This window comes from Candidatus Yanofskybacteria bacterium (assembly GCA_003514055.1).
Taxonomy (GTDB): Bacteria; Patescibacteriota; Minisyncoccia; order 2-02-FULL-40-12; family GWA2-44-9; genus UBA12115.
Window position 1 is genome coordinate 36057 of sequence record DOSG01000001.1, and the last position, 26071, is coordinate 62127.

28 protein-coding genes are annotated in these 26071 nt (G+C 41.2%); 21 read left to right on the forward strand and 7 right to left on the reverse strand.

Annotated elements, in window-relative coordinates; genetic code table 11:
* Position 1: 1 nt before the first annotated feature.
* The 6 genes from DEG18_00195 (at position 2) to DEG18_00220 (ending at position 4335) form a co-directional block, all read left to right on the forward strand.
* A complete protein-coding gene (locus DEG18_00195) occupies positions 2–1309 on the forward strand; it encodes an adenylosuccinate synthetase (GenBank protein ID HBX58019.1) in 1308 nt (435 codons plus the stop codon).
* Positions 1310–1636: 327 nt separating this feature from the next.
* Positions 1637–2206, forward strand: coding sequence for a hypothetical protein (locus tag DEG18_00200; GenBank protein HBX58020.1), 570 nt, complete (start codon positions 1637–1639; stop codon positions 2204–2206).
* 33 nt (positions 2207–2239) lie between these two features.
* Complete coding sequence (locus DEG18_00205; GenBank protein HBX58021.1) at positions 2240–2716, forward strand: hypothetical protein; 477 nt, start codon at positions 2240–2242, stop codon at positions 2714–2716.
* A 139-nt stretch (positions 2717–2855) separates the two neighbouring features.
* Entirely contained in the window at positions 2856–3182 is a 327-nt protein-coding gene (locus DEG18_00210) for a hypothetical protein (GenBank protein HBX58022.1), read from the forward strand.
* Between the two features lie 121 nt (positions 3183–3303).
* Entirely contained in the window at positions 3304–3996 is a 693-nt protein-coding gene (locus DEG18_00215) for a hypothetical protein (GenBank protein HBX58023.1), read from the forward strand.
* Between the two features lie 6 nt (positions 3997–4002).
* Positions 4003–4335 (forward strand): hypothetical protein, encoded by a 333-nt coding sequence (locus tag DEG18_00220; protein HBX58024.1) that lies wholly within the window; start codon positions 4003–4005, stop codon positions 4333–4335.
* On the opposite strand, the gene DEG18_00225 is transcribed toward DEG18_00220, so the two are convergent.
* A complete protein-coding gene (locus tag DEG18_00225; protein HBX58025.1) occupies positions 4325–5932 on the reverse strand; it encodes a hypothetical protein in 1608 nt (535 codons plus the stop codon). The two genes, DEG18_00220 and DEG18_00225, sit on opposite strands and share 11 nt — an antisense overlap.
* Before the next feature lie 337 nt (positions 5933–6269).
* Here DEG18_00225 and DEG18_00230 point away from each other — a divergent pair, with 337 nt between their 5' ends.
* The 3 genes from DEG18_00230 (at position 6270) to DEG18_00240 (ending at position 8945) form a co-directional block, all read left to right on the forward strand.
* Entirely contained in the window at positions 6270–7232 is a 963-nt protein-coding gene (locus tag DEG18_00230; GenBank protein HBX58026.1) for a hypothetical protein, read from the forward strand.
* Positions 7233–7541: 309 nt separating this feature from the next.
* Positions 7542–8573, forward strand: coding sequence for an endolytic transglycosylase MltG (gene mltG, locus DEG18_00235; GenBank protein HBX58027.1), 1032 nt, complete (start codon positions 7542–7544; stop codon positions 8571–8573).
* Positions 8574–8579: 6 nt separating this feature from the next.
* Positions 8580–8945 (forward strand): hypothetical protein, encoded by a 366-nt coding sequence (locus DEG18_00240; GenBank protein ID HBX58028.1) that lies wholly within the window; start codon positions 8580–8582, stop codon positions 8943–8945.
* Positions 8946–8947: 2 nt separating this feature from the next.
* On the opposite strand, the gene DEG18_00245 is transcribed toward DEG18_00240, so the two are convergent.
* The gene (locus DEG18_00245; protein ID HBX58029.1) at positions 8948–10249 is read right to left on the reverse strand and encodes a hypothetical protein; all 1302 of its coding nucleotides are present in this window, start codon (positions 10247–10249) and stop codon (positions 8948–8950) included.
* Positions 10250–10634: 385 nt separating this feature from the next.
* On the opposite strand from DEG18_00245, the gene DEG18_00250 reads away from it, so the two are divergent.
* Positions 10635–11453: a hypothetical protein gene (locus tag DEG18_00250; GenBank protein HBX58030.1), complete on the forward strand. Its 819-nt coding sequence runs from the start codon at positions 10635–10637 to the stop codon at positions 11451–11453.
* 78 nt (positions 11454–11531) lie between these two features.
* Here DEG18_00250 and DEG18_00255 read toward each other — a convergent pair whose 3' ends face one another.
* The 3 genes from DEG18_00255 to DEG18_00265 are packed head-to-tail and all read right to left on the reverse strand — an operon-like array spanning position 11532 to position 13449.
* Positions 11532–12113 (reverse strand): hypothetical protein, encoded by a 582-nt coding sequence (locus DEG18_00255; GenBank protein ID HBX58031.1) that lies wholly within the window; start codon positions 12111–12113, stop codon positions 11532–11534.
* Between the two features lie 12 nt (positions 12114–12125).
* The gene (locus DEG18_00260) at positions 12126–13307 is read right to left on the reverse strand and encodes a hypothetical protein (GenBank protein HBX58032.1); all 1182 of its coding nucleotides are present in this window, start codon (positions 13305–13307) and stop codon (positions 12126–12128) included.
* Positions 13267–13449: a hypothetical protein gene (locus tag DEG18_00265; protein ID HBX58033.1), complete on the reverse strand. Its 183-nt coding sequence runs from the start codon at positions 13447–13449 to the stop codon at positions 13267–13269. The genes DEG18_00260 and DEG18_00265 overlap by 41 nt, the downstream gene beginning before the upstream one ends.
* 515 nt (positions 13450–13964) lie before the next feature.
* On the opposite strand from DEG18_00265, the gene DEG18_00270 reads away from it, so the two are divergent.
* From DEG18_00270 to DEG18_00280, 3 genes are read left to right on the forward strand one after another with little or no spacing between them, the layout of a single operon-like run.
* A complete protein-coding gene (locus DEG18_00270; GenBank protein HBX58034.1) occupies positions 13965–14525 on the forward strand; it encodes a hypothetical protein in 561 nt (186 codons plus the stop codon).
* 42 nt (positions 14526–14567) lie between these two features.
* Complete coding sequence (locus DEG18_00275; GenBank protein HBX58035.1) at positions 14568–16484, forward strand: site-specific DNA-methyltransferase; 1917 nt, start codon at positions 14568–14570, stop codon at positions 16482–16484.
* Positions 16485–16486: 2 nt separating this feature from the next.
* A complete protein-coding gene (locus DEG18_00280) occupies positions 16487–19399 on the forward strand; it encodes a restriction endonuclease subunit R (protein ID HBX58036.1) in 2913 nt (970 codons plus the stop codon).
* 3 nt (positions 19400–19402) lie between these two features.
* Here the strand turns inward: DEG18_00280 and DEG18_00285 are convergent, their stop codons facing one another.
* On the reverse strand, positions 19403–19945 hold the full coding sequence (locus tag DEG18_00285) for a hypothetical protein (protein ID HBX58037.1): 543 nt from the start codon (positions 19943–19945) through the stop codon (positions 19403–19405).
* Positions 19908–20255: a hypothetical protein gene (locus tag DEG18_00290; protein ID HBX58038.1), complete on the reverse strand. Its 348-nt coding sequence runs from the start codon at positions 20253–20255 to the stop codon at positions 19908–19910. Before DEG18_00290 ends, DEG18_00285 begins: the two co-directional genes overlap by 38 nt.
* A gap of 197 nt (positions 20256–20452) precedes the next feature.
* Between DEG18_00290 and DEG18_00295 the strand changes: the two genes are divergently transcribed.
* The 8 genes from DEG18_00295 to DEG18_00330 all read left to right on the forward strand — a co-directional run bounded on the left by DEG18_00295 (position 20453) and on the right by DEG18_00330 (position 26010).
* The gene (locus tag DEG18_00295; protein HBX58039.1) at positions 20453–20725 is read left to right on the forward strand and encodes a hypothetical protein; all 273 of its coding nucleotides are present in this window, start codon (positions 20453–20455) and stop codon (positions 20723–20725) included.
* Positions 20700–21881, forward strand: coding sequence for a hypothetical protein (locus tag DEG18_00300; protein ID HBX58040.1), 1182 nt, complete (start codon positions 20700–20702; stop codon positions 21879–21881). Before DEG18_00295 ends, DEG18_00300 begins: the two co-directional genes overlap by 26 nt.
* Complete coding sequence (locus DEG18_00305) at positions 21865–22245, forward strand: hypothetical protein (GenBank protein HBX58041.1); 381 nt, start codon at positions 21865–21867, stop codon at positions 22243–22245. Before DEG18_00300 ends, DEG18_00305 begins: the two co-directional genes overlap by 17 nt.
* A gap of 256 nt (positions 22246–22501) precedes the next feature.
* Entirely contained in the window at positions 22502–23056 is a 555-nt protein-coding gene (locus DEG18_00310; GenBank protein HBX58042.1) for a hypothetical protein, read from the forward strand.
* A 34-nt stretch (positions 23057–23090) separates the two neighbouring features.
* A complete protein-coding gene (locus DEG18_00315; protein ID HBX58043.1) occupies positions 23091–23708 on the forward strand; it encodes a hypothetical protein in 618 nt (205 codons plus the stop codon).
* 21 nt (positions 23709–23729) lie between these two features.
* Positions 23730–24206, forward strand: a complete 477-nt coding sequence (locus DEG18_00320; GenBank protein ID HBX58044.1) for a hypothetical protein — start codon at positions 23730–23732, stop codon at positions 24204–24206.
* 123 nt (positions 24207–24329) lie between these two features.
* A complete protein-coding gene (locus tag DEG18_00325; protein HBX58045.1) occupies positions 24330–24860 on the forward strand; it encodes a hypothetical protein in 531 nt (176 codons plus the stop codon).
* A gap of 328 nt (positions 24861–25188) precedes the next feature.
* The gene (locus DEG18_00330; GenBank protein HBX58046.1) at positions 25189–26010 is read left to right on the forward strand and encodes a hypothetical protein; all 822 of its coding nucleotides are present in this window, start codon (positions 25189–25191) and stop codon (positions 26008–26010) included.
* Positions 26011–26071 lie beyond the last annotated feature (61 nt).

Here is a 26071-nt window from a genome sequence, read left to right on the forward strand (position 1 = left end):
CATGAAACGAGCTTTTGTTGTTGGTGGTCTTGTCTTTGGAGACGAGGGTAAGGGTACGACCGTAGACTACTTGGTTCGACAATATGACGCCAGCGTTGTAATCCGCTATAACGGTGGATCGCAGGCCGGACATAATGTTGTTACGCCAGATGGTATCCATCATTGCTTCGCTCAGTTTGGTTCTGGCACGTTGGTGCCGGGCGTCTGGACATATCTCAGTCGGTTCATGTTTATTGACCCAATGAGACTCATGTCCGAATACGATGTGTTAGCTGGGAAAGGTTTTGGCGACGCATTAGATCGCTTGATCATTAGCGGTAGCTGTCCGATTATTACGCCGTATCATAAGTTAGCAGGACAGATCCAGGAATTGATAAACGGCGATGGCAGGCTTGGCAGTTGTGGGATGGGTGTCGGCGACGCCATGAAGGCTTTCGCCAACGATCCCGTGGATTGTCTGACGATGAGCGACCTATCAGATCCCTGGGTGCTAGAGAGAAAGCTTAGAATTCTTCAAGCGAAGAAAAAGAGCTTCGTCGAGATGGTCGCCAAGTTTAGTACCGATAAGGCAGTCACCGATAGAATCGCCGAAATTAATTCGGATAAACTGTTTGAGCGATGCTTAAAATCGTATTCCGCTTTTTCAGTGATTATTCCGAACATCGACGATGGCCGATATCTAAGCGAATTACTTTCTAGGTCGGGTAATATAGTTTTCGAGGGTGCACAAGGTGCCTTGCTTGATCGTGAGTTAGGCTTCCAGCCGTATATAACCAGATCCAACTGTTCATTTGCAAACGCAGATGAATTGCTGACTGGTTACGATGGTCGTATTGTGAAGCTTGGTATCACAAGGGCTTTCGCTACGAGACATGGTAATGGCCCATTTGTTAGCGAGGCTGCTCTGCCTTCTAGCGTGCTAGTCGGCGAACATAACGTTCAGAACGAGTGGCAAGGTCATTTCCGGGTTGGTTGGCTAGATCTCGTTGCGCTTAGACGAGGCTTCGATATTTTGGGCAAGCTGGACGGTGTGGTGGTTACCAATCTCGACCGTGTCAGCGAGCTGGATGAGTTGCGAGTATGTATTGCCTACAATACTGCAGAAGGCCTGACAAAAGACAGGATAATCGGTAGCGGACGTCTGATGACCGATGGGTTATTCACTAGTACCCCCGTATATAGGCTCTTCCGTCGAGAGGGCGTCTTTGAAGAGTATATGAAGTATCTGGAGAAGTATATTCCAGTCCCGATAGTTGTAACTTCTCGTGGTCCTACTGCCCGAGACAAGGAATCCATCCTTAATATATAGCCCTAATCGGGCTATTTTTATTAACTATTAGAGATAACGGGAGAGGTTACTGATAAATATTCAAAGTAGTATAATTACGTAAATTGAGATTAGTTTGGTGATGGGTTATATTAGAAGAAGATCTGGGATGTAGTAATCGTCACGATTCCTATCGATCCAGGTTTTGACAGCCTCTACGGTCCGCAGCAAGCGCTCCCTCATTAAGACGACTAAGGGGAGCATAAGGTAAAGGAGCGCACAGTGCCCTGAACGAAGTGAAGGGGTATAAGCGATTTAGATGTTGAGGCAGGTTCGGTATTCAAAGAGCGTTGAAATAATAGTTCAAATATGAAAACTGCAATTCTTATTCACGGTATGCCTTCAAAAGAGGAGTACCTTGATGTAAACACCCCAGTCGCTTCAAATAATCAGTGGTTCCCGTGGCTACAAAAACAACTTTCGATAATAGGCGTGGCGGCACAAACACCAGAAATGCCTGAGCCTTTTAGGCCAGATTACGAGAAATGGAAAAAAGTATTTGAGCAATTTATTATAGATGAACAAACTATTTTAATTGGTCATAGTTGTGGCGGCGGCTTTTTAGTTAGATGGCTAAGCGAGAATAATGTGAAAGTTGGCAAGGTAGTCTTGGTTGCACCGTGGATTAATACCGAAGCAGACGACACTGTTCCAGGCTTCTTTGATTTTAAAGTTGATGAAAATTTAGTTTCTAAAACTGATGAATTGCACCTATTTATTTCTTCGGATGATGAACAGGATGAATTAGATACGGCCGACATGATCGAAAAAAGGGTCCACGGTGTTCGAGTGCATAGATTTACTAATAAAGGCCACTTTTGTATAGGTTTTAATTTAATAAATGAGAAGTTTCCTGAGTTGTTGGAGATTTTGAGATAGTTTCAACGTCTGACCAAGCAGCCAGCAAATATAATGAAGAGCACGAAGTCGGCACTAAAATGGATCGTCGAAATCCTTAATAAAAGAAACATATCCTTCCAGATAGGTGGAGGATTTGCGGCACGAATTTATGGTGTTAATAGGGAGCTTAATGATATAGATATAACATTGCCGACAAATAGACTTCCCGAATTGGTACCTGAAGTTAGAGCATGCATAACTCACGAACTGCGTAATTATAAAGATGAAAAATGGGATGTCATTGGCATGACCATAGAATGTATGGGGCAGGTGATTGATTTCCTCGGGGCACAAGGCAAGAAAATATTTAATAGTATAAGCAAAGAATGGATTGTCTCAGAAAATGATTTTTCGAGCAGTGAATTAAAAGAGGTCTACGGTATAATAGTTCCGGTTATGGCGAAGGAACGGTTGATTAATTACAAAAGGATTCTTTTACGAGAAGTTGATAGGGAAGATTTGAAAGGGCTGGGAGTCGACCCAGACTAAACATAACAAGCCAGACTTAGTACATAGTAATCATCGTAATTCCTACTATAATTAAAAGAGCCGCACTTTGCGCGGCTCTTTTAATTATAAATTGTTAGTGTTAAGATACGGCCAGTTACTTGACTGAAGGGTAAAAAGTATGTTTCAGGAACCAGTTACCTTTATTGTTCCCACGAGGATGAGTGGTCTGCGAAAAAAGGTGCAGCGGATCTTTAGTAGACTCGAGAAACAGGTAAAAACTGAAGAAATTATCGCTGATAAGACCATGATCCATTTTTTCGATAGAACGCATGCAGACTGGAAGAATCAATGGGAGATGGTCGACCAACATACTGGCGGAGAGGAGTTTGTTGAGAGATGGTGGCATGACTTTTTTGTGCCAAGATTCAAGGCTCTTGGTAGGGCTAGAGTCGCTCAAGCTAGAAGGTTATCTCGCGCGAGGATACGCGCTATGAAAAAGAAATAAAGGCCCAGAGGGCCTTTTTATATTGGATAAACCCAGATTTTATTGTAAAGTATTGGGGCGATCGTATAAAGAATGATTTTGAGCAGACATGGACCATTGAGATATTTACCGGAAAATAATTATGCCAATAAATTTACAAGATAAAATTGTACTTGCTCACAAGGGTTGTTTTAATAAAGAATGCGAGAAGATGTATAGAGAAAACTCTAAGGAAGTCTGTGCGCTTTCTGTCCGCAAAGATTATATTCACATTATTGAAATCGATGTTAGAAAATCTAAGGATGGAATACTTTACTGCTATCATGGAACTCTAATGCAATATTGGCTTTATCTTGTAATCCCTCGGATATTTTTCGATATTAAGAAGAGATACCACGTAGACACTCTTGAAGAAATATTAGGGGTAATACCGGAAGATAAAATTATTGTCCTTGATCTTAAAAGTAAATCCATTACCAAGACAGATATTTTAGATGCCCTAAGAGGCAAAAAATATAAAAAAGTCATTCTCGGCAACACCTCGTTGTCCTCGGTGTCTTTTTTAGAACGCTTTAATGATATGCCAGAAGAGTTTGTAAAAGTTATGAATGGCAATATTTTCTGTAAATTTTATGACCTCGCAAAACTCAAGGATAAGAATTATAAATATTTTGAGGCGGTCTTTCCTTTTCAAGTAAGCAAAAAGATAATTGATGACGTATCTAGGTGCGGTATGGAATTTAGATGTGCCGGCTTATTCTTTTCGAGCAAAGAAAGCTATTGGAACAAGATTAATAAGTACAACATTAAACACGTTTCAAGCGATTTTATTTAAAAACATATGTCTCAAGAATTTCCATCGTTGAGCAAAAAAGAGTTGCCCGATCAAGAGTTAATTGATGCTCTACATTCGCATGGTCCAAAAGACCCAGCTACTAGGACAATGCTAGATTCATGGGTACGCGTCACTGAGCGCGAATTTAATGAAAATCCGGAATCTGTTTCGAGAATTGAGATGAATATCCGCCGTGGCAGATTATTCTTTGTGGCCGGATATATCGATGAAGCCTATGACAGCTTAAGTGCCGCCGCTACTCAAGCCGATAATGAAGGAAAGACCGAGCTTTACGCCTCTATCATAGCGGAGATGGATGAAATGGATACTAAGCTCTAATTATAGTTTTAAAATCTCGCAGAGCTCGAGCTGGGTCATTAAAATACGTATCAATCAATCCGGCGATTAACTTCGGACTTTTTTTGGTCTGCTCACTCAGAGCATAGAAAATGGGGCCCAGGTCAGTCTCTAGAAGATTATTGAAGATCTGTTGTCGAAGACCTCTTTTCATCTCATCGCCGAAAGCATCAATCGTGGTGGTCCCGGGTATGACGGTTTCAAATAGGCCTTCGACGATGGCCTGCATTCGACCAATGAGAATGACATGGTATGCGAATGGAATCCTGTGTTTAATAAATATTCGAGCAATACCGGTGAACCAGAATCCCATGGCACTGTCTTTCGTGGTCTCTAGGTATTCTTTTACGTCTTCCCTAATTCTCGGTCTGTATTTCTCGTATGATGCTCCACACATTTTCAGGGCAGTCCGAATAGTTGCCTCTAAATCTTGAGCATAAATAGCCAATAGAAGATCTCTAGTCTCCCGAGTGTCTTTTTTGCTGAGATAACCTAAAAGACCGAAATCTAAGAAGGCCAATTTTCCATGAGGAAGAATGAGTAAATTTGAAGGATGAGGGTCTCCATGAAAGGCAAATTCGTCGCCATTAAGCCACGTCCGCATAATTGCCCCCATAGATGACTTAATCGAACCCTTAATGTTATAGAGAGGATTGTTTTCGATTGATTTAAAATTCCTAACTGGAATGCCTTCAATAAATTCCATCGTGATAATCTGATCGGACGAAAGATCACGATAAACTTTTGCGAAGATCATGCTATCGGCATATTCCCCAATAGTTTCTCTCATCTTGCCATGATACTGATTTGATATCCGATCTAGATTATTGGCTTCATTTCTGAAATCAATCTCAGCCAACAGCCATGATTCAACTTGGTTGAAGATCTCGTTTAGATTGATTCGTCGCAGATTTTTTGAAAATATCTGAGCAATCTTGCCGAGTCGTTTAAGTATCGCCAAATCAGATCGTATATTTTTCTCTACACTAGGCCGACGAACTTTCACGGCCACATCTCCATATTTTAGAGTATGCGCCTTATAAACTTGGGCGACAGAGGCCGAGGCTATGGGGATAGGGTTCCAGTTTTGGAATATGGTCTCTGGAGTGACTTTAAAATCTTCAAGGAAGATTTTCTCCACTTGCTCATACGGAATAGGCGGAACTGAATCTAGAAGTTTTTGCAACTCAGTGCAATCTTCACGAGACAATAATTCGTAACGGGTACTCAAAATTTGACCGATCTTGATAAATACAAATCCTAATTCTTCACAGGCAAGACGAAGCCGAGTACCGAGGGTCTTGTTTCGATGCTTAGTAAGTTTATACAGCGCTAAGTATTTAATACTCGTGGATGAGATCTGCAATGAACGACGAATTTTTTCCATGCTAGGGCCTGCAATTCTTGCAGAAGAAATACTTCTTAGATTTTTCAGTTTCACCAACAGTGGCTGTTTCTCCGGCAGGTATTTTCGATTGGCATTGAGAGCATTCCAACTCTTGAGCCGTTTTAAAGCGGTGATAGCCGATAATATCTTTAAACTTGTCTTGCTTTTGAAATAGTTCTCCCGATAAATCATCTATAATTTCAGCACTGTCGCTAATAGCCTTGCGAATAAGAGTCGAGATGCTCTCGCTATTCTCTTTGGCCTTGTGCTTTATCTTCTCGTAGGTAGCACGAGATACGCGAAGATTGATAATGTAGTCCTTGTTTGTGTCTTCCATGGGTAGTGATTAGGTGTTATTAAGCCGATTGTATTACGTTTGTATTACAAATACAACTTATACTGTTGATAATCGAATTGATCTATAGACGACCCAATCGTTATGGTTCGAGATGAATGACTGGGGTTGGAGGCACCTGGGTAGCCTAAATGGTTATATTTAATTTAGAAATAGTGTATAATTCATCTTATTATGACTAATGAAATTCCAAACAAACAGCCAGAACCAATATTAGAGAAAAAACCAGAAACGATTGATAATCTTATTCCAAAGCAGGAAAACAGAGATGGCTTGCTGGTTAATGTTATAGAAAACAAGAGATTAAAGGGAGAAATTTTGCCAGAACAACTAGGTGATTTTACTAAAATCGTGCATAGCCGTATCGCCGAAGAAATGGCACAAGAAAAAACCACTCTTCCCAAAGACAGACTCCAGGGGCTAGACGAAGAACTTGAGCGCAATCCCCAGATTGTAAAAGCGATTATAGAATCATTTGGCCTGGGCGTAGCCAGCGACTCGTTCATGCTTTATGGCCTCATAAGAAAAACCAAAGATCTTATTAGAATAACCCTTAATTTCTACAATGAAACAAAGCCACGCGTAAGTCCCGGTGACGCAAAGCCAATTAGCGAGCGAACCGATGATGATATTTTAAGAGCCTTGAAACAATTCTGGCCGGATGACGTAGATGGGCCAAATAAAACAGAATTTCCGCACGGTGATGATATTAATTATTATTCCGGTAAAGATACTCTTATAGACGATGAGCATCCACGCTTTATGTTAGAGAGGGGTCATGCCGTGCCGGGCTATCGTTATATTTTTGGGCCTACTAGAAAAAATAAAACCGATTACGCCGAAAGCATGGGTTTATTCGGTGGGGCAGGAATTCTTACTCCAAAACCGACCGAAAGGGGTCCCATAGCCGAGGATGATGTAAAAAGAGTTGTAGATGGAGAATTGAAATTACATAATTTTTCACTTCGATTTAGGGACAATAGTGATATGGTTGGACAAAAATGGTACGAGCTTGTTATGGGCTATCCTGCCGAATGGTATATAGCTGGCTCTGTAAAAAGTAAGATACTTTCGGATTATTTTAAAAAATATGTTATCCCTGAGATCAGAAAGAATTCAACTAAAGTTGGGATTTAAATGATCGTAATCAAAATATAGTGCAGGCAGTATAGATAAAAGAATTGAGATGATAGTCAAGGATGATAAAAGTTTATTTGTGCAATATTTAGCAAAAAGAAAGTAACTTAACGACCCATCTATAATTAGTTCGAATCGTAGCTCGGCAGCCAAGGTTGGGAGTATCGAGGTGCCCTATGTGCGTCGATATTCGCCTCACTTGCTATTCCATTGAGGCATACTGGCTGAGCGCCGCATTCAAGACCTAAAACCGCCGATATCGGCGGTTTTATATTTGCTCACTTTCTGTCATAATGATAATAATTACTTATGAATTTTAAGGTTATCAATCAAAAATTAAACGACTTACTAACCTCGCTTGGTCTAACTAGAAAACAGGGATTTTATGCTGCCCTGTCTGTAGGAGTAATTATTCTAGCCCTTATTTCCTATGTGGCCTTATTTACTGCACCCCAAAATAACACTGGCTTAGAAATATTTTCGGTTGAGGCTGATCTATCAAGCAAAGGTAATGTCGCTCAAAGTTTGGAATACAAAGGCTTTGTTAAGAGTTCTTTGGGGTTCCAGATAGCTTTTGCTTTGCGTGGGAATAAAGAAATTCGATCTGGTGCATATCAGATTTCCAAATCTATGAATGTTTGGGAGATTGCCAAGATATTAAACGGAGAGCCGACTTTGAAATGGGTTACGATTCCTGAAGGGCTACGAAAAGAAGAGATAGCCGATATTCTCGCAATGACTCTTAAGTGGAGCGATGAGGATAAGCTTAAATGGATTACCACGTATACGGCAATGGAGTATGATTATATGGAAGGAGTCTACTTCCCCGATACTTATCTCATCCCCATCAATGAGACACCGCTTCAGGTAGCAAATCGTCTCCGAGCTCACTTTGAAGAAAAGTTTGCACCATTTGCTCAAGAAGCTTTGAAACAAAATATTAAATGGGATACTGCCCTTAAACTTGCTTCGATTGTTCAAAGAGAAGCCGCGGGCAAAGACGACATGTCATTAATTGCTGGGGTACTTTGGAATCGCTTACTCAAAGGTATGAAATTGGAAGTGGATGCGACGGTACAGTATGCTCGTGGAAAAACTGCTCAGGGTTGGTGGACACCGATTAAACCAGCAGATAAACAGATCCAATCAGCATATAATACCTATTTGAATAAAGGATTACCGCCTCATCCGATTTCAAATCCTGGCATAGACGCTATTAACGCTACGCTGAATTCAACTGAGACAAAGTGTCTATATTATCTCCACGAAGAGTCGGGAATAATCCACTGTGCGGAGACATACGAAGAGCATTTGAGTAATATAGAAAAATATTTAAAATGATTCCCGATGTCTATGCCTTACGATGAATGGAAAGCTATCACTGATGCCATGTATGGCGGGAAGATTTCGGACCATGAAGCGACGAACCAGTTAGTTGAACTGTTGAAGAAGAATGGAATAAATCAGCGTTCGCCTGACCATGATTATCTTGCGGCAAGCTACTTTGTTTATGACAAAGAAAATTGGGCGACACAAGAGAACAAACCTCTGGGGCTAGGCTTGCTTTATAAAAAGCCTGACGGAACAAATACTCAAGATATTTTTATAGCTCATCCGAATGGTCATATTGAAAGATATTATTCGGAACAAGAAATGGTAGAAAAATACCCCAGTATGGTAGGGGTTCACAAGAAAACCCATCCCCAATTTTAAGATTACTCTATCGTTAGCACCTTGTCTTTAAGGACTATCCGGTTCTTAAGATGAGAGAGTATTTGACGCTTCTCATCTGTTGCTCCGGATTTTAATACGTGTTTGGCGTAATTTTTTATATCAAAATCTTGTAGTTTAAATTCTTGCCTCTCAATGCCTAGCATTGCCTGAAAGTTTTGATGCCGTTCGATATCTTCTTTGAGATGATTTCGGAGTCCCAACTCATCCAGACTCATCGTATCAATCAGACCAATGAGTTGAAGAATAAGATCTTCTTCGCGAAGATAGGTGATGGGGCAATTAATATCTTTCGTCCGAGTACAGCCGTAGTAGATATAAGTGGCTATGCCACCGCCAGCGAGTTTCTTATGTTTTTCTTGGGCCGTAACTCCCGAGCTACAATGTCCGCATCGCATGAGTCTGGTAAATGCGAAGTCCTTAGATAGGTAGCGGAACTCACTTTCCCGCTTCATTGCCTCGCGGGTGCGCAAGTACAACTCTTTACTGATAAGGGGTTCGTGCTGACCTTTGTACCAAGTACCGCTACCGGCAGGGTATTGGAATTCACCCATATAAAGAGAAGTACTCAATATTTTTTGAACACTAGAAACCCAGATCGGTTTGTTATGTATTGTCTGGAAATTTATTTCTCGCAACCATCGGTATACTTTTCGACCACTCCAACCGTCATTGCCAACCTTTTCGAACATCTGTGTGATAATCGGAGCACGCTCAGGATCGGGTATTATGTAACCCTTACGGTCCGTTCTCATTTCATTAAGATATCCAGTCGGAGCAGGACAAGGCCAGAGGCCCATCTCACACTTAGCCCGCAAGCCCCTTTTTACATTTACACCCTTCTGATCGTTTTCTAGTTTGCCTTGTGCCCCGAGAATCATGAATAGGAACTTCTCACTCGGGCTATTTGTGAATCTCTGGCCGTATGTCCGAATTTCTATTAGAAGCTTTTGATCCAGTAAGTCGACTATTGAACCCAAGTCTCCAGCGTTACGGCTGAGGCGGTCTGGTGCCCAAGAAAGGATGGCATTGAATTTATCGTTCTTAATATCCTGAATCAGTCTATTAAACTCAGGCCGTTGTCCGGCCGCTTTGGCAGAATGGGATTCTTGTCTTACATCTGTCACTTGCAAGCCATCCTTTTGAGCCAGTTGGAGCATCTCCTTAATCTGGCTATCTATACTCATCGTCTGTCGCTCGTCCGATTCACTCGACTTGCGGGCATATAGACAGTACCGCAAAGACTCCCCATAAGTCCCTAAATTGCCTTGTTGTGTGTTTTCCATACCAACATTGATGACGCGACCTTGTTCTATCGTCCAGACCTGAGTTGGTAAGTTTTATTGTAAAGAAAGAGCCCGCGAAGACTTGCACGATTGTGTGGGTCTTTCACGGGCATATGTGCAGTAGTCAAATGGGAATTGAACCCATACTAACTTAGAAATTGAGCGTGGAGGGCATTTAATTCTCCAGTCCCCAGTTAAGGGGTCATATCCCGCCTTCCCTTCGTCGAAACGAAGAGGCGGGGCCTCAATCTCCGTAGAACAGCCGTGCTTCCATGACACTGTTGGCTACCGTACCTATATATTAACATATCTTTTTACGATTGACAAGGTTGGCTAAATTTGTTAAAATCTCAACAATAGTAGCCCTTTTTCAAAGAGGTGATTCGTGAGAGCTCCATTGTATATCGGTGTGACGGGGTTTATGACCCCACAAGAAGTCCGTGCCGGCCTGCGGTGCTTTGAGGCATCGTCAGACCGCAAGCTCATGGTGGGTGTGCTCGTCAGTTCCAAGACGCTCGTCGGCAAGATCAACAAGTGGCCTGGCCGTTATCCGAAAGTCGACAGCAGGATTACCGAGCTGTTCGAGAAACAGAAGCTCGACGCGTACAAGGTCTTCCAGCGACACGAATGCGCGGTCAACCTCATTCACTACAACACGGATGAGCCGAAGACGCTGTCTGAACAACTCATCAAACTCGCGCACATGTATGGTCCGAATCTCGACGGCTTCCAGCTCAACGTCGCGTGGCCGCACGTGAGCGAGATCGAGAAGTTCCACGCGTCGACTCACTGGGAACAGCGTCTCGTCTTGCAGGTCGGTGGTCATGCGCTGGAGAAAGTCGACCACGACCCAAAGAAGCTCGCTGACATGATCAGTCACTACGGCGGTTCGGTCAGAGTGATCAACGACGTTCTCATCGATCCGAGCGGCGGCAAGGGCCAGCCCTTCGACGCCGAGAAAGCACTCAGCTACCTGAAAGAGATTGCCAGCCGAGGGTTCGACATCAATCTCGGCGTCGCTGGCGGTCTCGGCCCAGACACCATGGCGTTGCTCAATCCGTTGCTGGATGACTTTCCTGATCTGAACATCGATGCGGAAGGTCAACTGCGCGACAAGGAGACGGACGACCTCGACATCATCAAGATGTCGTCCTACCTCACGCAGGCACAGCAGTGGTTCGCAACCACCAGTAAGGGGGCTTAGCCCCGCAAGAGAGATCCCGTACAGAAATGTACGATCTTCTGTGCGGGGCTCTTTTGTTTTAATATAACTAAGTTAAGATTACTTACCCTCAAGATCACTCTCTAAGGCTTTCCGTACTCGTTCTTTATGTGCTTCGGACTCTTTGACCCTTCGATCTATCCTCTCGTGTTCTCTCCGAATGGCTTCTTTAAGGTCTTTGGGAGTCATCTTGAAGGAGAACATCGGAGCGAACATATGAATCAAAGCCGCGGCTCGTTGCTTATCTTCTTCAGGTGTAAGGTCATGCCATGTATTATCAACGCTGATGCCGTGGTCGTGCTTCATGTGTTCGGTGAACTCTTCTTTCCTATGAGTCTTAAGCCAAAAAATACTAGCCACAAGATTACCATCACCAATCTTCTTGATGATCTGGCTCTCAGCCATATCAGAAATGAAGTCTTTACCTTCTCTGCGAGATTCCTGAAAGACATCTGCAAAGATAGCATCATCTTTAATCCAACGGTATGCCGTTGATCGGCTTACACCGATACGAGTACACGCAATCTGGAGAACGGGTTGTTTGCGTAGCTCTATAACTAGTTCCTGTTTTTGTTTTAGTATTCGAGCGGCAATGGTTTCAGCTTTTTTATCCGTTTTGGTAGATTTTTGTTTCTTACCCATAGGATAAATAGGTTAATTAATTTTTGTAGCTACTTTGCCAGTTAGTTTTTCCCAACGTGCCTTAATAACCTCGGCATAGGTCGGAGACTTCTCCATGAGGTAGCATCGACGACCAAGTTTGATTGATGCAATCAGCGTACTGCCTGAGCCGCCAAACGGCTCTACCACGAGGTCGCCACGCTTAGTAAGTACCTTGAGATAAGGAATGAGAACTTCAAGTGGCTTGGTACCGAAGATGATACCTTGCCCTGATGACTTTTCATCGGCGGCGATATGCTCAATGAAGTCAGTCGGACAAATCTGTTCGCCTTTTTTGTACCCCTCCCAGTGCGGTTTGCCCGCAGTGGCATAGAGGGCTGTCTCGTATTCGCTTTGGAAGAGTTCATCTGTTTCCGGTTCGGTATTCAGGGGAACATCTCCAGAAGTACCCACCACAGCGATGTCGCTTTTGTTGAAGAACTTATACTTAGCACTAAAGCCTTGAACCCTATTAGGGACATGCCAAATAATGGTGTTGCGATAGCGCCAATGCTTTTCCAATTCATTCCAGATAGTTCGAAGATTCTTCGGATTCTCAAAGATGATAATGGAGAAATCAGGCTTCTGTATTTTAGCTATACCAGCCATCCAAAGTTCAGTGAAGTTATCCGGCAGAGTATCTGTCTCTAAGTACTTACGGTTTTTCTTTAACCCAAAGCCTTCCACAGGCTTTCCATTTTTCGTCTTGCCTTTGAGGTAGTTTAAAATGTAAGGAGGATCAGTTAGACATAGGTCTGCTTTGTCTTTACCCATCAGTTTAAGCATCTCGGATTCTACAGTACTATCTCCACACCCAAGCCGACTGCCATCCAATTCATAGATGTCGCCCTTTTGTATTTTGACCTCCATGATATTGAGCTTTTCTAATTCTTTCTTGATGTTGAATTGCTCGGGAGTGGGGTCAACGGCAAATATGTTGTCGAGGCTTTGGCTATCAAATCCGATATCAGCGAGAAATGCCTCGTCAAAATCTTTTAAGAGGTCAAGATCAAACTCCCCAACATTTTTGTTTAGTCGGATTATAATCTCAGATTCCTTTTTGAGGTCTGATACAGTAATGTAGACAACAGGAACGTCTTTGATTCCCATCTCTTTCAATACTTTTGCTCTAAAGTTACCACCAATAATAATGTTCTTTCGATTGGGGGGCATCATTTACAATCAGTGGATCAATTATTCCATGACGATTGATACTTTCCTGAAGTTGTTCGGTGGCTTCTTTCGTCCAGCGTCTTGGATTTTTTTCTGGGTGACGAAGCGATGCTAACGGTACGTAAACTATCTTGAGTTGTGACATGACGGTACATAGGTTGTTATTTTATATGTCCGTTTAGGTATCAGTTTAGGTCTTCAAAAAGAGAAGACTCCCAATTGAATAGAGCGAGATCGACCAGATCGCTCAATACAATTTAGGGAGTCTGCTTAAGAATTATCCTCATTATATATCCACCCAAAAGATGAGCAATACCTAACTGTGGATAAGACCACATGTGTAAATACTGTCAATAACGTAAATTGGGCCACTGTTGGTAAGGCCCCTTCGCAACCCCTCAATACTAAGGTAGAAGGGAGGGTGGTCATTTAGCTCTCAAACTGCTAAAATACCCTTAACAATTCAGACCTAACCCCTAAGATTCGTCTCAGGATATGGTCAAAAATCCCGCTAGAGAATAAAAGACTCCTCGTCCGGAGTCGCTCTAGCGGGTCACGTCTCGAAAGGGATGTGGGTGAAGCCGAAAGGTTTCATCGCAACGGGCGGGGAGTCTTTTGCGTCCAGACTCTCTGTCTTGCACTTAAAACCCGCTAGAGTGCATGCATAACAATATTCAACCCAAGGGCGACGCTCTTGGGTTTCTTGATTCTTATCCATCCGATAAGGAGACAATTATTTTACCTTCTGGGAGTTCAGTCGAGGTAAAGAAATATATCCTCAAGTTTAAAGCATGGCAGGGCGATAAGCCCGTTTTTGATTTTGGTCGAAAGCCGATTATTGATTTTGATGGCGAAGGTTGTTTTGCCGAGCTCGCAATATTACGAATGTTTTTGAAAAATGGCTGGCAGGGTGTTTGGGTTGAAGCATATGGCGGTACTCATTTTTTAAATTCTATGCCCACCAGCTGGTCACTTAAACCAGAACATATTTCTATACCTGAAGAAAAAGAAAAACTACTTAAGAGAATCTGGATGGCCGGTAAAACGAAAGCTTGTTTCGATGTAGTTGTTTGGCAAGATGACAAAATCCTATTTTGCGAAGCCAAACGATCCAAAAAGGACCGTCTTACCAAAGCACAGGAAAAGTTTATCCAAGGCGTAATAACTTGCGGCATTCCATTGTCCGCACTCATTATTATCGAATGGGATTTCCAGCCATAAAGGCCCTTTATCTAACAGAGAAATTAAGCTAAACTAGTATTAATGAAGAAATCTCTCATAGAAGAACTACCTAAAATTGTTGCTGATGGCAGAAAAGAGGTTGAGGAGATTCTCGAACGGCTTTCAAGTACCAGTAAACTCGGGCTTCAAACAAATGAGCTTGTTCTGCCCGCTAAAGATACAGCTGGACTTTTCCAAGGACAAGTAACCGAAGTAAATGAAAAAGAATGGATGAACCGACTTATCTACGGAGATAATCTTTTAGCTATGCAAGCATTGCTTGCAGGCGATCCATCCAGTGGACTTCCTAGTATGCGAGGCAAGATTGATTTGATTTATATAGATCCACCATTTGATTCAAAGGCTGACTATCGCACGAAAGTGACTCTTCCTGGTGTTGATTTAGAGCAGAAGCCGACGGTTATCGAGCAATTTGCATATGCTGACACTTGGAAAGACGGCACAGTGTCATACTTAAAGATGCTCTATCCTCGACTTGTATTAATGCGGGAACTTTTGTCTGATAAGGGAACAATCTATGTGCACATTGACTGGCATGTTGGGTGTTATGTTAGGGCATTATTAGATGATGTCTTCGGGAAAAGTAATCTTATAAACGAGATTATTTGGAATAAAGGTTTCAGAGGCACTGAATCCAAGAAAATTTTTCAACATTCCCACGATTCGATCTTCTTTTATGGGAAATCTCAAGATTATATATGGAATCAGCAAGGGCAACCATACAAAGATGAAAGTTTGGGAAGATATAATAAAATCGATGAGGAGGGGAAGAGATACGCAGAAATAAAAAGAGTTAGAACTGACGGGTCTATATACTATGGAAAAACTTACCCAAATGAGGATGGTAAAAAGATTAACGACGTTATCTCTCATGTCCCAACTATGGCATCTACCAATTCTGAGCGCATAGGTTACGATACCCAGAAACCCGAAGCTTTGTTGGAAATATTAATCAAATCTTCATCGAATGAAGGCGATGTGGTTGCCGACTTTTTTGGTGGATCTGGCACTACTGCCGCAGCAGCAGAAAAACTTAATCGTAATTGGATTATTTCTGATCTTGGCAAGCCAGCGGCAATGATTATGAGGAAACGGTTAATTGACCAGAACTCAAAGCCATTTTTATACCAAGCCATCGGAGACTACCAAAAGGAGGTTTTCTCAAGCTCGAAAATGTATCGAAGAGTTGGGGATTTATCCCATGTTGTTCTCCAGTTATTTGGTGCAATACCTTTTGCTGACGTAGAGCAACACCAAAGGAATCTCGGCTACATTAAGGAGAGTAAAACATTAATTTTAGTAGATTCTCCAAACAAGATGACGGGTCTCGCAACCTTAAAACGTGCACAAGAATTACGCAATTCGTTTATGGGTGGTTGGCAAAAAGTGGTAGTTCTGGGTTGGAATTTCACTTACGATATTACAGAAGCAATCCAATCACTTAATGACGATAAATTAGAAGTTTTGGTCATCCCTCCAGATCTATTAGATAAATTGAAAACAAAAGCTAGTTATAAAAATCTTGTAGATAGTGGAAAGGTGCGTTTTTCCTCACTACAATACTTGTCTCTCAAGCCAATCAGAAAAGAAAATACTACCAAAGAAAACGAAGAGCAGATTATAGTTCCATTGGATACCTACGTGCTTTTATCGCCAGATAATGTACCACTTGATGACAAAGATAGAGAGAAGCTATCGGGAATCATTGCCAAAGATCCACTAGCTCTCATCGAGTATTGGAGCGTAGATCCTGATTACGATGGCGAAACTTTTCGTAGTAGATGGCAAGATTATCGTGGCAATATAGAGAATGATAGAGATGAGCTTCATGTTATCCGAGAAGCCAGAATTATTGTGCCTAAAAAATCAAAACGAACCATAGCGGTTAAAGCCGTCGATGTTTTTGGTTTTGAAAGTGTTGTTATAAAAGAAATTTAGCTATGCCAACACCACTTAACATTGGGACACGCGATGTCCCTCTCCGCCTTGCCAAAGTACTGACGGAAAAAGTTAATGAAGCATGGGCGAGCGGAGAAATATTATCCAAAGTTACACCAGTAACAAGAGAGTTACTGACTTTTTGGTTTAGTGAGTCTCATGTTGAAACTAGAAATATAAATTTTCACCAAGGGCAACGGCAAGCCATACTAAATACGATCTATCTGCACGAGATTGTGGGTGTTAAAGCAGTCAAAGATATCTATGAAAATATAGAGTTTGAGCTTCTCTCGGAGCTCGATATGACTGAATTCAAGAAGCCAAAGTATGAAATTCCAAAATATGGAATAAAAATGGCCACGGGTACTGGGAAAACGTTAGTTATGAACGCTCTTTTGATTTGGCAATATTTGAATGCAAAATATGAAGAACAGCCATCGGGGAGATATTCTAAAAATTTCTTGCTGGTCGCACCTGGGCTTATTGTGTATGAGCGACTTCTTGACGCATACCTTGGTAAAGAAGACGAGAACGGGGAGCGAGCATTTGAGACTTCTGATATATACAACTTTCGAGACTTATTCGCACCACTAAGTTTCCGTGAAGATATTTTTGGATTCATCCAAAATAATGTGGCTCGCAAGCAAGAAATTGGTAGCAAGGTTACTGGGGCCGGTATCATTGCAATTGCCAACTGGCATCTGTTTATGGAAGAAGAGGAGCATGAAGAAAGTAGCACGCCACTAGATGATGTAAGTGGCATCATAAAGGATGTTTTTCCAATAAGACCTGGTGTGTCTGGAGGTAACTCTATAGATTCTTTGGATGCTCAGTATTTAAGCGGTAGAGAAATTGAATATCTTGCAAGTTTGCCGGATCTGGTTGCGTTTAATGATGAAGCTCATCACATCCACGAAAATAAATCATATGGAGAGGTAAAGGAAGTTGAATGGCAGAAGAGTCTTAATTCTATAGCAAAAAATAAGGGCTCCAAATTTATCCAAGTGGATTTTTCTGCTACCCCGTATGATGTAACTGGTAGCGGACAAAATCGAGTTAAGCATTATTTCCCACATATAATTGTGGATTTTGACTTGAAAACAGCGATACGTTCCGGTCTCGTTAAGACGATAGCTATTGATAAGAGAAAAGAGCTCACGGATTTGCCGTTGGAATTTAACGCCATAAGAGAAAACGGAGAAGTTATTGGATTGTCTGACGGTCAGAAAATGATGTTGCGAGCAGGACTAAGTAAGTTGCGTATTCTAGAAAAGAGCTTTGTGGATTTTACGGCTGATAAGAATGGGGTTTCTAATAAACACCCCAAGATGCTTGTTATGAGTGAGGATACGTCAGTTACTCCATTCATTGAGGATTTTTTGAGAAGTGAAGGTCTTAGTGAGGAAGATGTGATGCGAGTTGATTCTAATAGAAAAGGCGAAGTATCAGAAGAGGAATGGTTTGAAATTAAACAACGCTTATTTAATATAGATAAACACTCGAGACCTAAAGTTATTGTCTCGGTCCTTATGTTGCGTGAGGGATTTGATGTAAATAATATTTGCGTAATTGTACCTCTACGTTCTTCATCCGCACCTATTTTGCTTGAACAAACTATTGGTAGAGGTTTGCGTATTATGTGGCGTGAACCAGAGTTTGAGGAAATAAAATCAGAGAACAGGAGAAGACTTCTTGTCGAGAAAAAAGAACCAAATAGCTATATTGACCTACTCACCATTATTGAGCATCCAGCCTTTATCCAATTTTATGACGAATTACTCAAGGAAGGTCTTCTTGGTGAGTTGGAGCATGATCCCAAAGGAGGACAAGTCCTCGGCGATATTATCAGAGTTGGCCTTAAATCAAACTACAAAGACTACGATTTGTCTTGGCCGGTGATTATTAAGGATGCCGACGAAGAACTAGTTGAGTCTGAAATTGATATAAATAAATTAGAAAAGTTTACTGCCTACGAAACAAAAGACTTAAAGAAGTTTTTCAGTAAAGATGGGGAGCAATTTATTTCCGAGGAGATGACCGTCAAAACTCGTTTTGGTGAGTATGTGGTTGATGCCAATCTTTTTAAATCACAGAGCTATAATGAATATCTTCAGAAAATAGTCGATTGCGTAGTGAATAGAATGGCAAGAATAAGCCAGAGAAAAAATAAGGTGTTTCCGGCGATGCAGATTAATAACGTCCTTATCGCCAAAACAATAGACAGGTATATAAGAGAAAGACTTTTCGGTGAGCCATTTGACCCATTCGTTGATAATAATTGGAAAATACTGCTTCTAAAAAATGGTCTCATCACTAACCATATCGTAAAAGAAATTGGCAAAGCAATTTTTGAGATGCAACAGTCTGTCCAGCCAACTGAGGCAAAAGTGAACCATAATTATTTCTCAGGAATTAGTGAGTTGAGAATGCGCGAAAACTTTTCGCTACCAATTGTAAAAACTATCTATGAGCGTCTGCCATATCCATCAAATCGTGGCGGTTTTGAGAAAGATTTTATGGAGTATATCGATGGAGATACTGCCGTTGAAAGCATTATGAAGGTCAATGAATACTATCACTCATTTGCAACAGTTCTATATATACGAACTGATGGTCTCATGGCAACGTATTCTCCGGATTTTATAGTTAAAACTAAGGACAAGCTATACGTGATTGAAACTAAGGCCGAGAAAGATATTAATGATGAAAATGTTAAACAAAAACAGCTGGCTACTCTTGATTGGATAAAACGTATTAATTCTCTAGACGCAAAAGATAGGTCAGAACGCGAATGGGCGTACATTCTTTTGGGGGAAAATCACTTCTATAGCCTAAAGCAAAATAGTGCCTCCATCGAAGAGATCTGTGAGCTTGCTAGGGTTAAGGAGAATAAGGTTAGAGGAACCTTATTATAGCTTTTACTTTCGAAGATTTAGGTTGATTAATCTAAATCTCATTGCATTTTCACTCACTTGATATTTCTCAGCTAGCTTTTCTAGTTCAACCTCAGTAAAACCATCTTTGGCAATATTTATAAAATCTTTAGATAGTAAGCTTTGAGGCATAAGTAGTGCTGCCGCAAACATGTTTGCATGTCTTTCGGTGGGTGTCCTCATTATTTCTTTTTTATTGTCTCTATAATCAACAAAAGCATCTTTCCTTGGATGCAAAAAATAGTGCCCCAACTCATGGGCAATAGTGAACCTCTGTCTTACTGGAGCTTCATTACTATTTACTCCAATCAAAGCGTGTCCATTTTTTCTGATGAGTAGTCCCGAGAAATCTTTACTTGGTGCACGACTTATCTTTATTCCGTGTCGCGTAGCGATATCTTCTACGGGAATTGGTAATGTTTTACTTTCTAAATCGCTCAGTATCTTTTCAACTTCTGACTCAATTTTTTCTAAAATCATAATATTATTTTCAATCTTTAAAAAGTATTGCTGCCCATTTGGCTGCATTTTTGTCCTCCTGAGCTACTTTATGGAGGTCGACCTTAGTTAATGCAAAACCATCCGGTATAGCAGGAAAGAAATCTTTTATATCGCAATGAAATAATGTCGCAAGTTTCCATAAAGATACAGCCGATATGTTATTTCTTCCTGTTTCAATATGAGTCACCGCTTCGCGGGAGATGCCAAGCTTCTTAGCTATTTGTGATGCACTCAAATTCAACTTCTTGCGCATCTCGCGTACTCTCTTGGCAATATCTGCCTTGATTTCAGCGTCTGTGGCGTCCTTAGGATTAATTATATCTTTTTTCTTTTGCATCTTTAATAGGCTGATGTTGGTAACTTGTTATAGATTATACCGATTGTTATTAATTGTACCCATTATGTTATCTCAGGTAACATCTGGTACATCTAATTCCCTTGATATGGTATCAACTCTAGGTGTAGAATTCAAGTATACAAACTAATCAGCCCCGATGCCAAGCCGCAATGCGTGCAAAGCACAGGACTAAAGCCATGAGCGAAGACAAAAAACACGACGGGGGCGACAATAAGGACACAATCATTATTGTAAACGCCAGGGAGAAGGTCTGGAATAAGAAGGAGATATCGTACGAGGAGGTCATCGTACTAGCCTTCGGTTCGTATTCCAATGACGAGAATGTTGTTTATACTGTGACATTCTCAAAGGGCGAAAATCCTCATCACGAAGGGTCGATGGTAAGGGGGGACGTTGTTAAAGTTAAGAAAGGTATGATATTCAATGTCACACAGACTAATAAATCGTAATTCTGACCTATTAAGGCTCAGAAGTGAAGGGTATGATATCGAGGTAAAGAACGGGCATCTTTTGGCTCATCATATTCCATATGTCAATTCGAAAAAGGAGATCGCTTTCGGGGTTCTTGTCACCCCGCTTGGCGATCTAGCTGGGGATAAAACGACCAAGCCACAAGATCACGTGATCCATTTTCATGGCGAACATCCTTGTGATAAAGAAGGACTGGTTATAAAAGGGATCCAACATTCGAGCGAAAAGAAAACTCTGGTAGAAGGAGTCGAAGTTGACCACTCTTTCTCTAATAAGCCGACCGATGGCTATCCAGATTACTATGAAAAAATAGCCACCTACGCAAAAATAATTTCTGCACCCGCTGAATCAATTGATCACTCCGTTACGGCCAAGGTATTTAGGCCGGTGAGGACAGATAATGATCCGGATGAGGTTTTTAATTATTTGGATTCAAATTCAAGTAGGGCAGAAATTCAGAACATCACTTCTAAACTTCAGAACCTTAAGATAGCCATCATCGGTTTAGGGGGTACGGGTTCATATGTATTGGATTTTGTCTCTAAGACGCCAGTTAAGGAAATCCATATTTTTGATCAAGACGGCTTCCTCTCTCACAATGCTTTTCGCGCTCCCGGAGCGCCTGCGATCGAAACGTTAGAATTGCAACCAAAGAAAGTGGCTTATCTGCATGGCGTTTACTCAAAGATGCATAAATATATTACGCCTCATGAGTACCACCTTACCGCCGAAGTTTCTGAAGAATTATCGGGAATGGATTTTGTTTTTATATGCGTAGACAAGGGGGAAAGTAAAAAGTTAATCGTCGATAAGTTAGAAGAAAAGAAGATTCCCTTCATAGACGTTGGGGTTGGTATTGAAGCTGTCGGTGGCAAGTTAACTGGAAGTGTTCGGACTACCGCAGTTACGGAAGGCAAAAACGACCATATTGATAAAAGAATTTCTTTTGCCGATAATGGAAGTGAAGACTATCATAATAATATCCAAATAGCAGAGTTGAACGCACTTAATGCCGCTTTTGCTGTTATAAAATGGAAAAAGATTTTTGGTGTCTATCATGATTTTGGGAATGAGCACGATTCCGTCTATAGCATCAATGTTAACCAGCTAATCAACAATGACGTTATCTCATAAATTTGTACAAAATATACCGGAACATTTAGATGATGGGGTAATTTATGTTTCTATAGAGTACGCCACGGCCATCCACAAATGTTGTTGTGGATGTGGCAATGAAGTTGTCACCCCTTTTTCCCCAACTGATTGGGAATTGATATTTAACGGTGAGGCAATCTCCCTATATCCATCGATTGGGAATTGGAATTTTAAATGCCAGTCGCACTATTGGATCACCAATGACGCTGTTGAGTGGGCACCTAAGTGGTCTAAACGCCAGATTGAAGAAGGTAATAAAAGAGACCAGAAAGTTAAGGGTGCATATTATAGAAAAGATAAAGGACGTAAATCATTACTTGATTTTCTGAAGATTAGATTCTAGTTTAGATCTAGTTTTTTGCCAGCACTCAATAGGACGTTCTTAAGTCCTTTTTATACTGTCGCATTTGTCTCATTTACCCCGACCAAGGAGCTTCGTTTAGTCGCTGGCTAAAGCTCTCAAAAACCTTTAGAATACCCCTAACAGCCTCGTACTAGACATACGAGTCCAGCAAGCGAACGTAGGTGAGCGCAGTGCCCAGCGCCAGTAGGCGGTAGGTATTAAATTTAGATAGGTTATTTCACTCGAGACATAAATTATGAGCTTAGAAAATCCCAATTCTGATAGAGAGGAGCTAATTAGGGCAGTTTTAGAATATGGAAATCGATTAATTGAATCGTCTATGGAGATGATATCCGTGTTGCCGTTCGAGATTAAAGGAGAAAAATTTACTTTGGTATATGGAATATTCCCAAGAGAGTCTGGTAATGTGTGGGTAAGAGTTGGGTTGTTTAATGATTATCAAGGCGCTAAATTAGAAAATGGAAGCAGTTTTAACGTAGGAGAGATTTCAATGACACGGTTAATGTTTAATCTTGAATCCAGTAGCGTGCATGGAGAATTCGGTACAGATGAGAAATATGAAGGTAGGGGATTTGGCAGCGCTCTCTTGTACTTAAGAGACGGTATCATTAAAGACATTATAAAAAAATATAAAGATAAGTTTTCATCAAGTTTATTAAGAAGTGAAATCGCAGATAATTCTCGGGCACAAAGCGAGAATAGGCAACATGATGGGCTAACAACTTTTCTCGCCAAAAAAATGGGATATACAAAGGAAGGCGAAAAACTAGTTAAAGATTATATTATTTAGCCTGCTCGAGACGGTCAGTAAATATTTTACTATTATGGCAGCACCGATAACCCACATAGTTTTAGCCAATAAAGTTTTTTCTAAAGAATTTCCACTTTTTTCTAGGGAAAAATTTTTTGTTGGGACTAGTTTCCCGGATATAAGGTATCTTGGAGTAATTGAAAGAAGTAAGACGCATTTTACAAGCCCCCTGTTGGCAGATATTAAGAAAGAGAACGATGCCCAGGCAGGTATGATGTTTCATTCATTCGTAGATGGAGTCAGGGAAAAAGTTTTGAAGGAAGCTGGGATATACAAGATGATTCCGAAGAATGGGATTAGTATCCAAACACTCAAGCTGTTGGAGGATGAGGTCTTGTACAATAAAATAGAAGACTGGAAAGTCATTGCTTCTTATTTTGATTCCATACTGGCAGAGGAGCTAGCCTATCCAATAGGCGAAGATTCTATAAAAAGATGGCACAATGCACTGCAACATTATTTCGTGGAAGGCCCTAATGCGGGGAGTAGAAAAGTTCTATTTACGGAAATGAATTTTAGCGACGAGAATACTTTTGAGACAGAAGAAATTTTAGCAGAGATGAGGCAAAATGATAAAATCATAGATATGATAAATGATTTCTATAATAAGTTTGGAGAAAAGATAAACTAGCCTGCCCGAGAAGAGCTGCCTATGATCATAAGAATTGCTCAAGAAAAAGATTTGGGAGATATCAAAGAAATCTATTCTTTATATTACGATGATCAGAAAGATCTCGAGCACTTTTTAAATCGAGTAAGAGAAGCTATCAATCGATCAGATATCGCCCAACAGTGGGACTTTCATTATTTGGTAGCAGAAATTGATAATAGAGTTCTTGGATTGATTGGTTTTTGTAAGCCACTTAAAAAGTTGCTATCATTTACCAAGACATCAAGGCCAGTCGAACTGTACAGTCTTTTTGTAAAAGAGAAATTTAAAGGAATCGGGCGCCCGCTCCTTGAAGAAATGACCAAACAAGTTAAGGAAGCTGGATATACAGAGATAGTTGTATACAGCGACGAAAAATGGAGTGATAGTTGGGGGTTTTACGATAAGCTCGGCTTCGCAAGAGTTGGCAAGCTCGATGTTAGCGGAAACGGTCAAGTTTGGACAATAGCTTTAAATTAGACAGAAGTAGCGGTGCCCGAGATGCATTGTTTGTGATAAGACTTGAATAGCTAAAATAACCTTGTTGGGCTTGACCCGTTAGGGGTTCGAGCTCGACTTGGCCAGCAAAAAAATTTTTAAAGCATGAAATATTTTGTCGGATACATCATTGAAGGAGAAGCAGTAGATTACTATAAGACTTTAGGCGAGGATTTATCAAAGCGTTTTGGCGTGAAAAATATATCACTAACCAAGCCTTTACATATGACTTTTAAGGCTCCTTTTGAATCAGATGATATCAAGCCTTTCGATAAGCGATTAAGGGAATTAGCACAAAGAGAGGCTATACCGTTCGTATTAAATAAATTTGGACGTTTCGGAGACTATGACTTAACAATATATTTAGCTCCAGCCGGGAATGAGATCCTTCAAAAAAACGTAGACGAGATCGCGAATGCTATTTATGAATTTGGAGATAAAAGATTACCAACCCATCTTCCGATTCGTCTCCACGCGTCCATCGCGCGCTATCTTAGCCCGGAATTGGCAAAAAAAGTTTGGGAATATCTTGAGACACTTCCCGCTCCTCATTTTGAATTAAGTTTTAATAATATAGCCCTATTTATACATAGCGAAGACCGCTGGAGCGTGGAATCTAGGTATCCCTTTAAATAGACCAGTCCGGCGACATCGACAATAGGGCGCTCGCTCGGCGGGCCCTTATTGTTCTTGTGGAGAAATGCCAGTATCGTTCCAACTTCGAATCCAGGCCCCACAGCACTATGATTGACCTAGTCAGCGTATTATAGTATAATCTTGGAATCATGAATATTGCCCAGAATAACAATACGTTGAATACGGTTGCCACTTATAAGAAAAGCGTCTTTTCGGCTTATTTGACCAAGATTTTTTTGAAGTAATATTATTTGCAAAAGCGCCTTGGCCAGATTGGCCGAGGCGCTTTTTTTGTTGCCAACTGGAGAACTTTAACAAGGAGGTAGTCATGATCAGGAGAAAAGAAGTTACGCTAGAGAGTCGAATCAATGATCATTGTTCTGCGGGCGAATATGAGAACGCCCTAACTCTAGGTGCTAATGACCCATTCTATCTGTCTCGTATTATTATCAATGCATTCAAGGACGCCAATATTGGTCAAGACATGATCGATCGTCTGCTGGGTATGTATATCGAAATGATGCAAGATCGTGATTCTTGGGCCTTGGAAAACCGTTTTCGGTACTGTCTGATATGGTTTGATCATTTTTCTTACTATCTATGGCAAAGAAGGATGATGGAATGGTTGAGGAGATTCTATAGAATAATCGTCTTATCTGGCCTAGAGAAAGATGAGTCTACGGTAAGAGAGGTTCGGCATTTAATATATAGATTTGTCGAATCAGCAAGGTGGGATGATAATCCTAGAGAATTCGGGCTATTGCCTGGCATATTGAATGGTCTAAGAAAGGACTACAGAGGTGATGATTATATAATTCCTCGGCTAACAAGGACGTTCAGCTCCGAAGAAGAGTTTCTCTTTTGGAAGTTGGGTCGAGTATCGGCTATCAGCGACTTTGATTCCGATGTCCAAGAAGAAGGACTGGTCAGCCTGAATATGGTGTCGAATATTTTCGACAGAATTAGGCAGGTCGGTGGGAACATGAATCGTGCCAGAGATATAGTAGAGGCGATTATTAAATCACAGCTGAATGGATGGACAATAGTAGCTGGTCGAGCTAGGAACCAAAAGGGCGCCATGCAGGCGCTGAGAGTATCGATGGCTATGGCGAGGAAACTAGAGGAGTATAGGTCTCGATTCAGAGAATAGGCAAAGACAGTATGGCCCCGCTTTAGCGGGGCTTTTCTTGTAAATAAAAAACGGGCGGCCT

Bases quoted from the DNA above. Each gene is read 5' to 3' on its own strand.
- DEG18_00290 (HBX58038.1), bottom strand. From the start codon at position 20,255: ATGCAAAAGAAAAAAGATATAATTAATCCTAAGGACGCCACAGACGCT.
- DEG18_00210 (HBX58022.1), top strand. From the start codon at position 2,856: ATGTTTCAGGAACCAGTTACCTTTATTGTTCCCACGAGGATGAGTGGT.
- DEG18_00315 (HBX58043.1), top strand. From the start codon at position 23,091: ATGGCAGCACCGATAACCCACATAGTTTTAGCCAATAAAGTTTTTTCT.
- DEG18_00245 (HBX58029.1), bottom strand. From the start codon at position 10,249: ATGGAAAACACACAACAAGGCAATTTAGGGACTTATGGGGAGTCTTTG.
- DEG18_00195 (HBX58019.1), top strand. From the start codon at position 2: ATGAAACGAGCTTTTGTTGTTGGTGGTCTTGTCTTTGGAGACGAGGGT.
- DEG18_00295 (HBX58039.1), top strand. From the start codon at position 20,453: ATGAGCGAAGACAAAAAACACGACGGGGGCGACAATAAGGACACAATC.
- mltG (HBX58027.1), top strand. From the start codon at position 7,542: ATGAATTTTAAGGTTATCAATCAAAAATTAAACGACTTACTAACCTCG.
- DEG18_00260 (HBX58032.1), bottom strand. From the start codon at position 13,307: ATGATGCCCCCCAATCGAAAGAACATTATTATTGGTGGTAACTTTAGA.
- DEG18_00310 (HBX58042.1), top strand. From the start codon at position 22,502: ATGAGCTTAGAAAATCCCAATTCTGATAGAGAGGAGCTAATTAGGGCA.
- DEG18_00225 (HBX58025.1), bottom strand. From the start codon at position 5,932: ATGATTTATCGGGAGAACTATTTCAAAAGCAAGACAAGTTTAAAGATA.
- DEG18_00265 (HBX58033.1), bottom strand. From the start codon at position 13,449: ATGTCACAACTCAAGATAGTTTACGTACCGTTAGCATCGCTTCGTCAC.
- DEG18_00330 (HBX58046.1), top strand. From the start codon at position 25,189: ATGATCAGGAGAAAAGAAGTTACGCTAGAGAGTCGAATCAATGATCAT.
- DEG18_00270 (HBX58034.1), top strand. From the start codon at position 13,965: ATGCATAACAATATTCAACCCAAGGGCGACGCTCTTGGGTTTCTTGAT.
- DEG18_00200 (HBX58020.1), top strand. From the start codon at position 1,637: ATGAAAACTGCAATTCTTATTCACGGTATGCCTTCAAAAGAGGAGTAC.
- DEG18_00305 (HBX58041.1), top strand. From the start codon at position 21,865: ATGACGTTATCTCATAAATTTGTACAAAATATACCGGAACATTTAGAT.
- DEG18_00240 (HBX58028.1), top strand. From the start codon at position 8,580: ATGTCTATGCCTTACGATGAATGGAAAGCTATCACTGATGCCATGTAT.
- DEG18_00215 (HBX58023.1), top strand. From the start codon at position 3,304: ATGCCAATAAATTTACAAGATAAAATTGTACTTGCTCACAAGGGTTGT.
- DEG18_00300 (HBX58040.1), top strand. From the start codon at position 20,700: ATGTCACACAGACTAATAAATCGTAATTCTGACCTATTAAGGCTCAGA.
- DEG18_00255 (HBX58031.1), bottom strand. From the start codon at position 12,113: ATGGGTAAGAAACAAAAATCTACCAAAACGGATAAAAAAGCTGAAACC.
- DEG18_00280 (HBX58036.1), top strand. From the start codon at position 16,487: ATGCCAACACCACTTAACATTGGGACACGCGATGTCCCTCTCCGCCTT.
- DEG18_00275 (HBX58035.1), top strand. From the start codon at position 14,568: ATGAAGAAATCTCTCATAGAAGAACTACCTAAAATTGTTGCTGATGGC.
- DEG18_00320 (HBX58044.1), top strand. From the start codon at position 23,730: ATGATCATAAGAATTGCTCAAGAAAAAGATTTGGGAGATATCAAAGAA.
- DEG18_00285 (HBX58037.1), bottom strand. From the start codon at position 19,945: ATGCAGCCAAATGGGCAGCAATACTTTTTAAAGATTGAAAATAATATT.
- DEG18_00230 (HBX58026.1), top strand. From the start codon at position 6,270: ATGACTAATGAAATTCCAAACAAACAGCCAGAACCAATATTAGAGAAA.
- DEG18_00325 (HBX58045.1), top strand. From the start codon at position 24,330: ATGAAATATTTTGTCGGATACATCATTGAAGGAGAAGCAGTAGATTAC.
- DEG18_00205 (HBX58021.1), top strand. From the start codon at position 2,240: ATGAAGAGCACGAAGTCGGCACTAAAATGGATCGTCGAAATCCTTAAT.
- DEG18_00220 (HBX58024.1), top strand. From the start codon at position 4,003: ATGTCTCAAGAATTTCCATCGTTGAGCAAAAAAGAGTTGCCCGATCAA.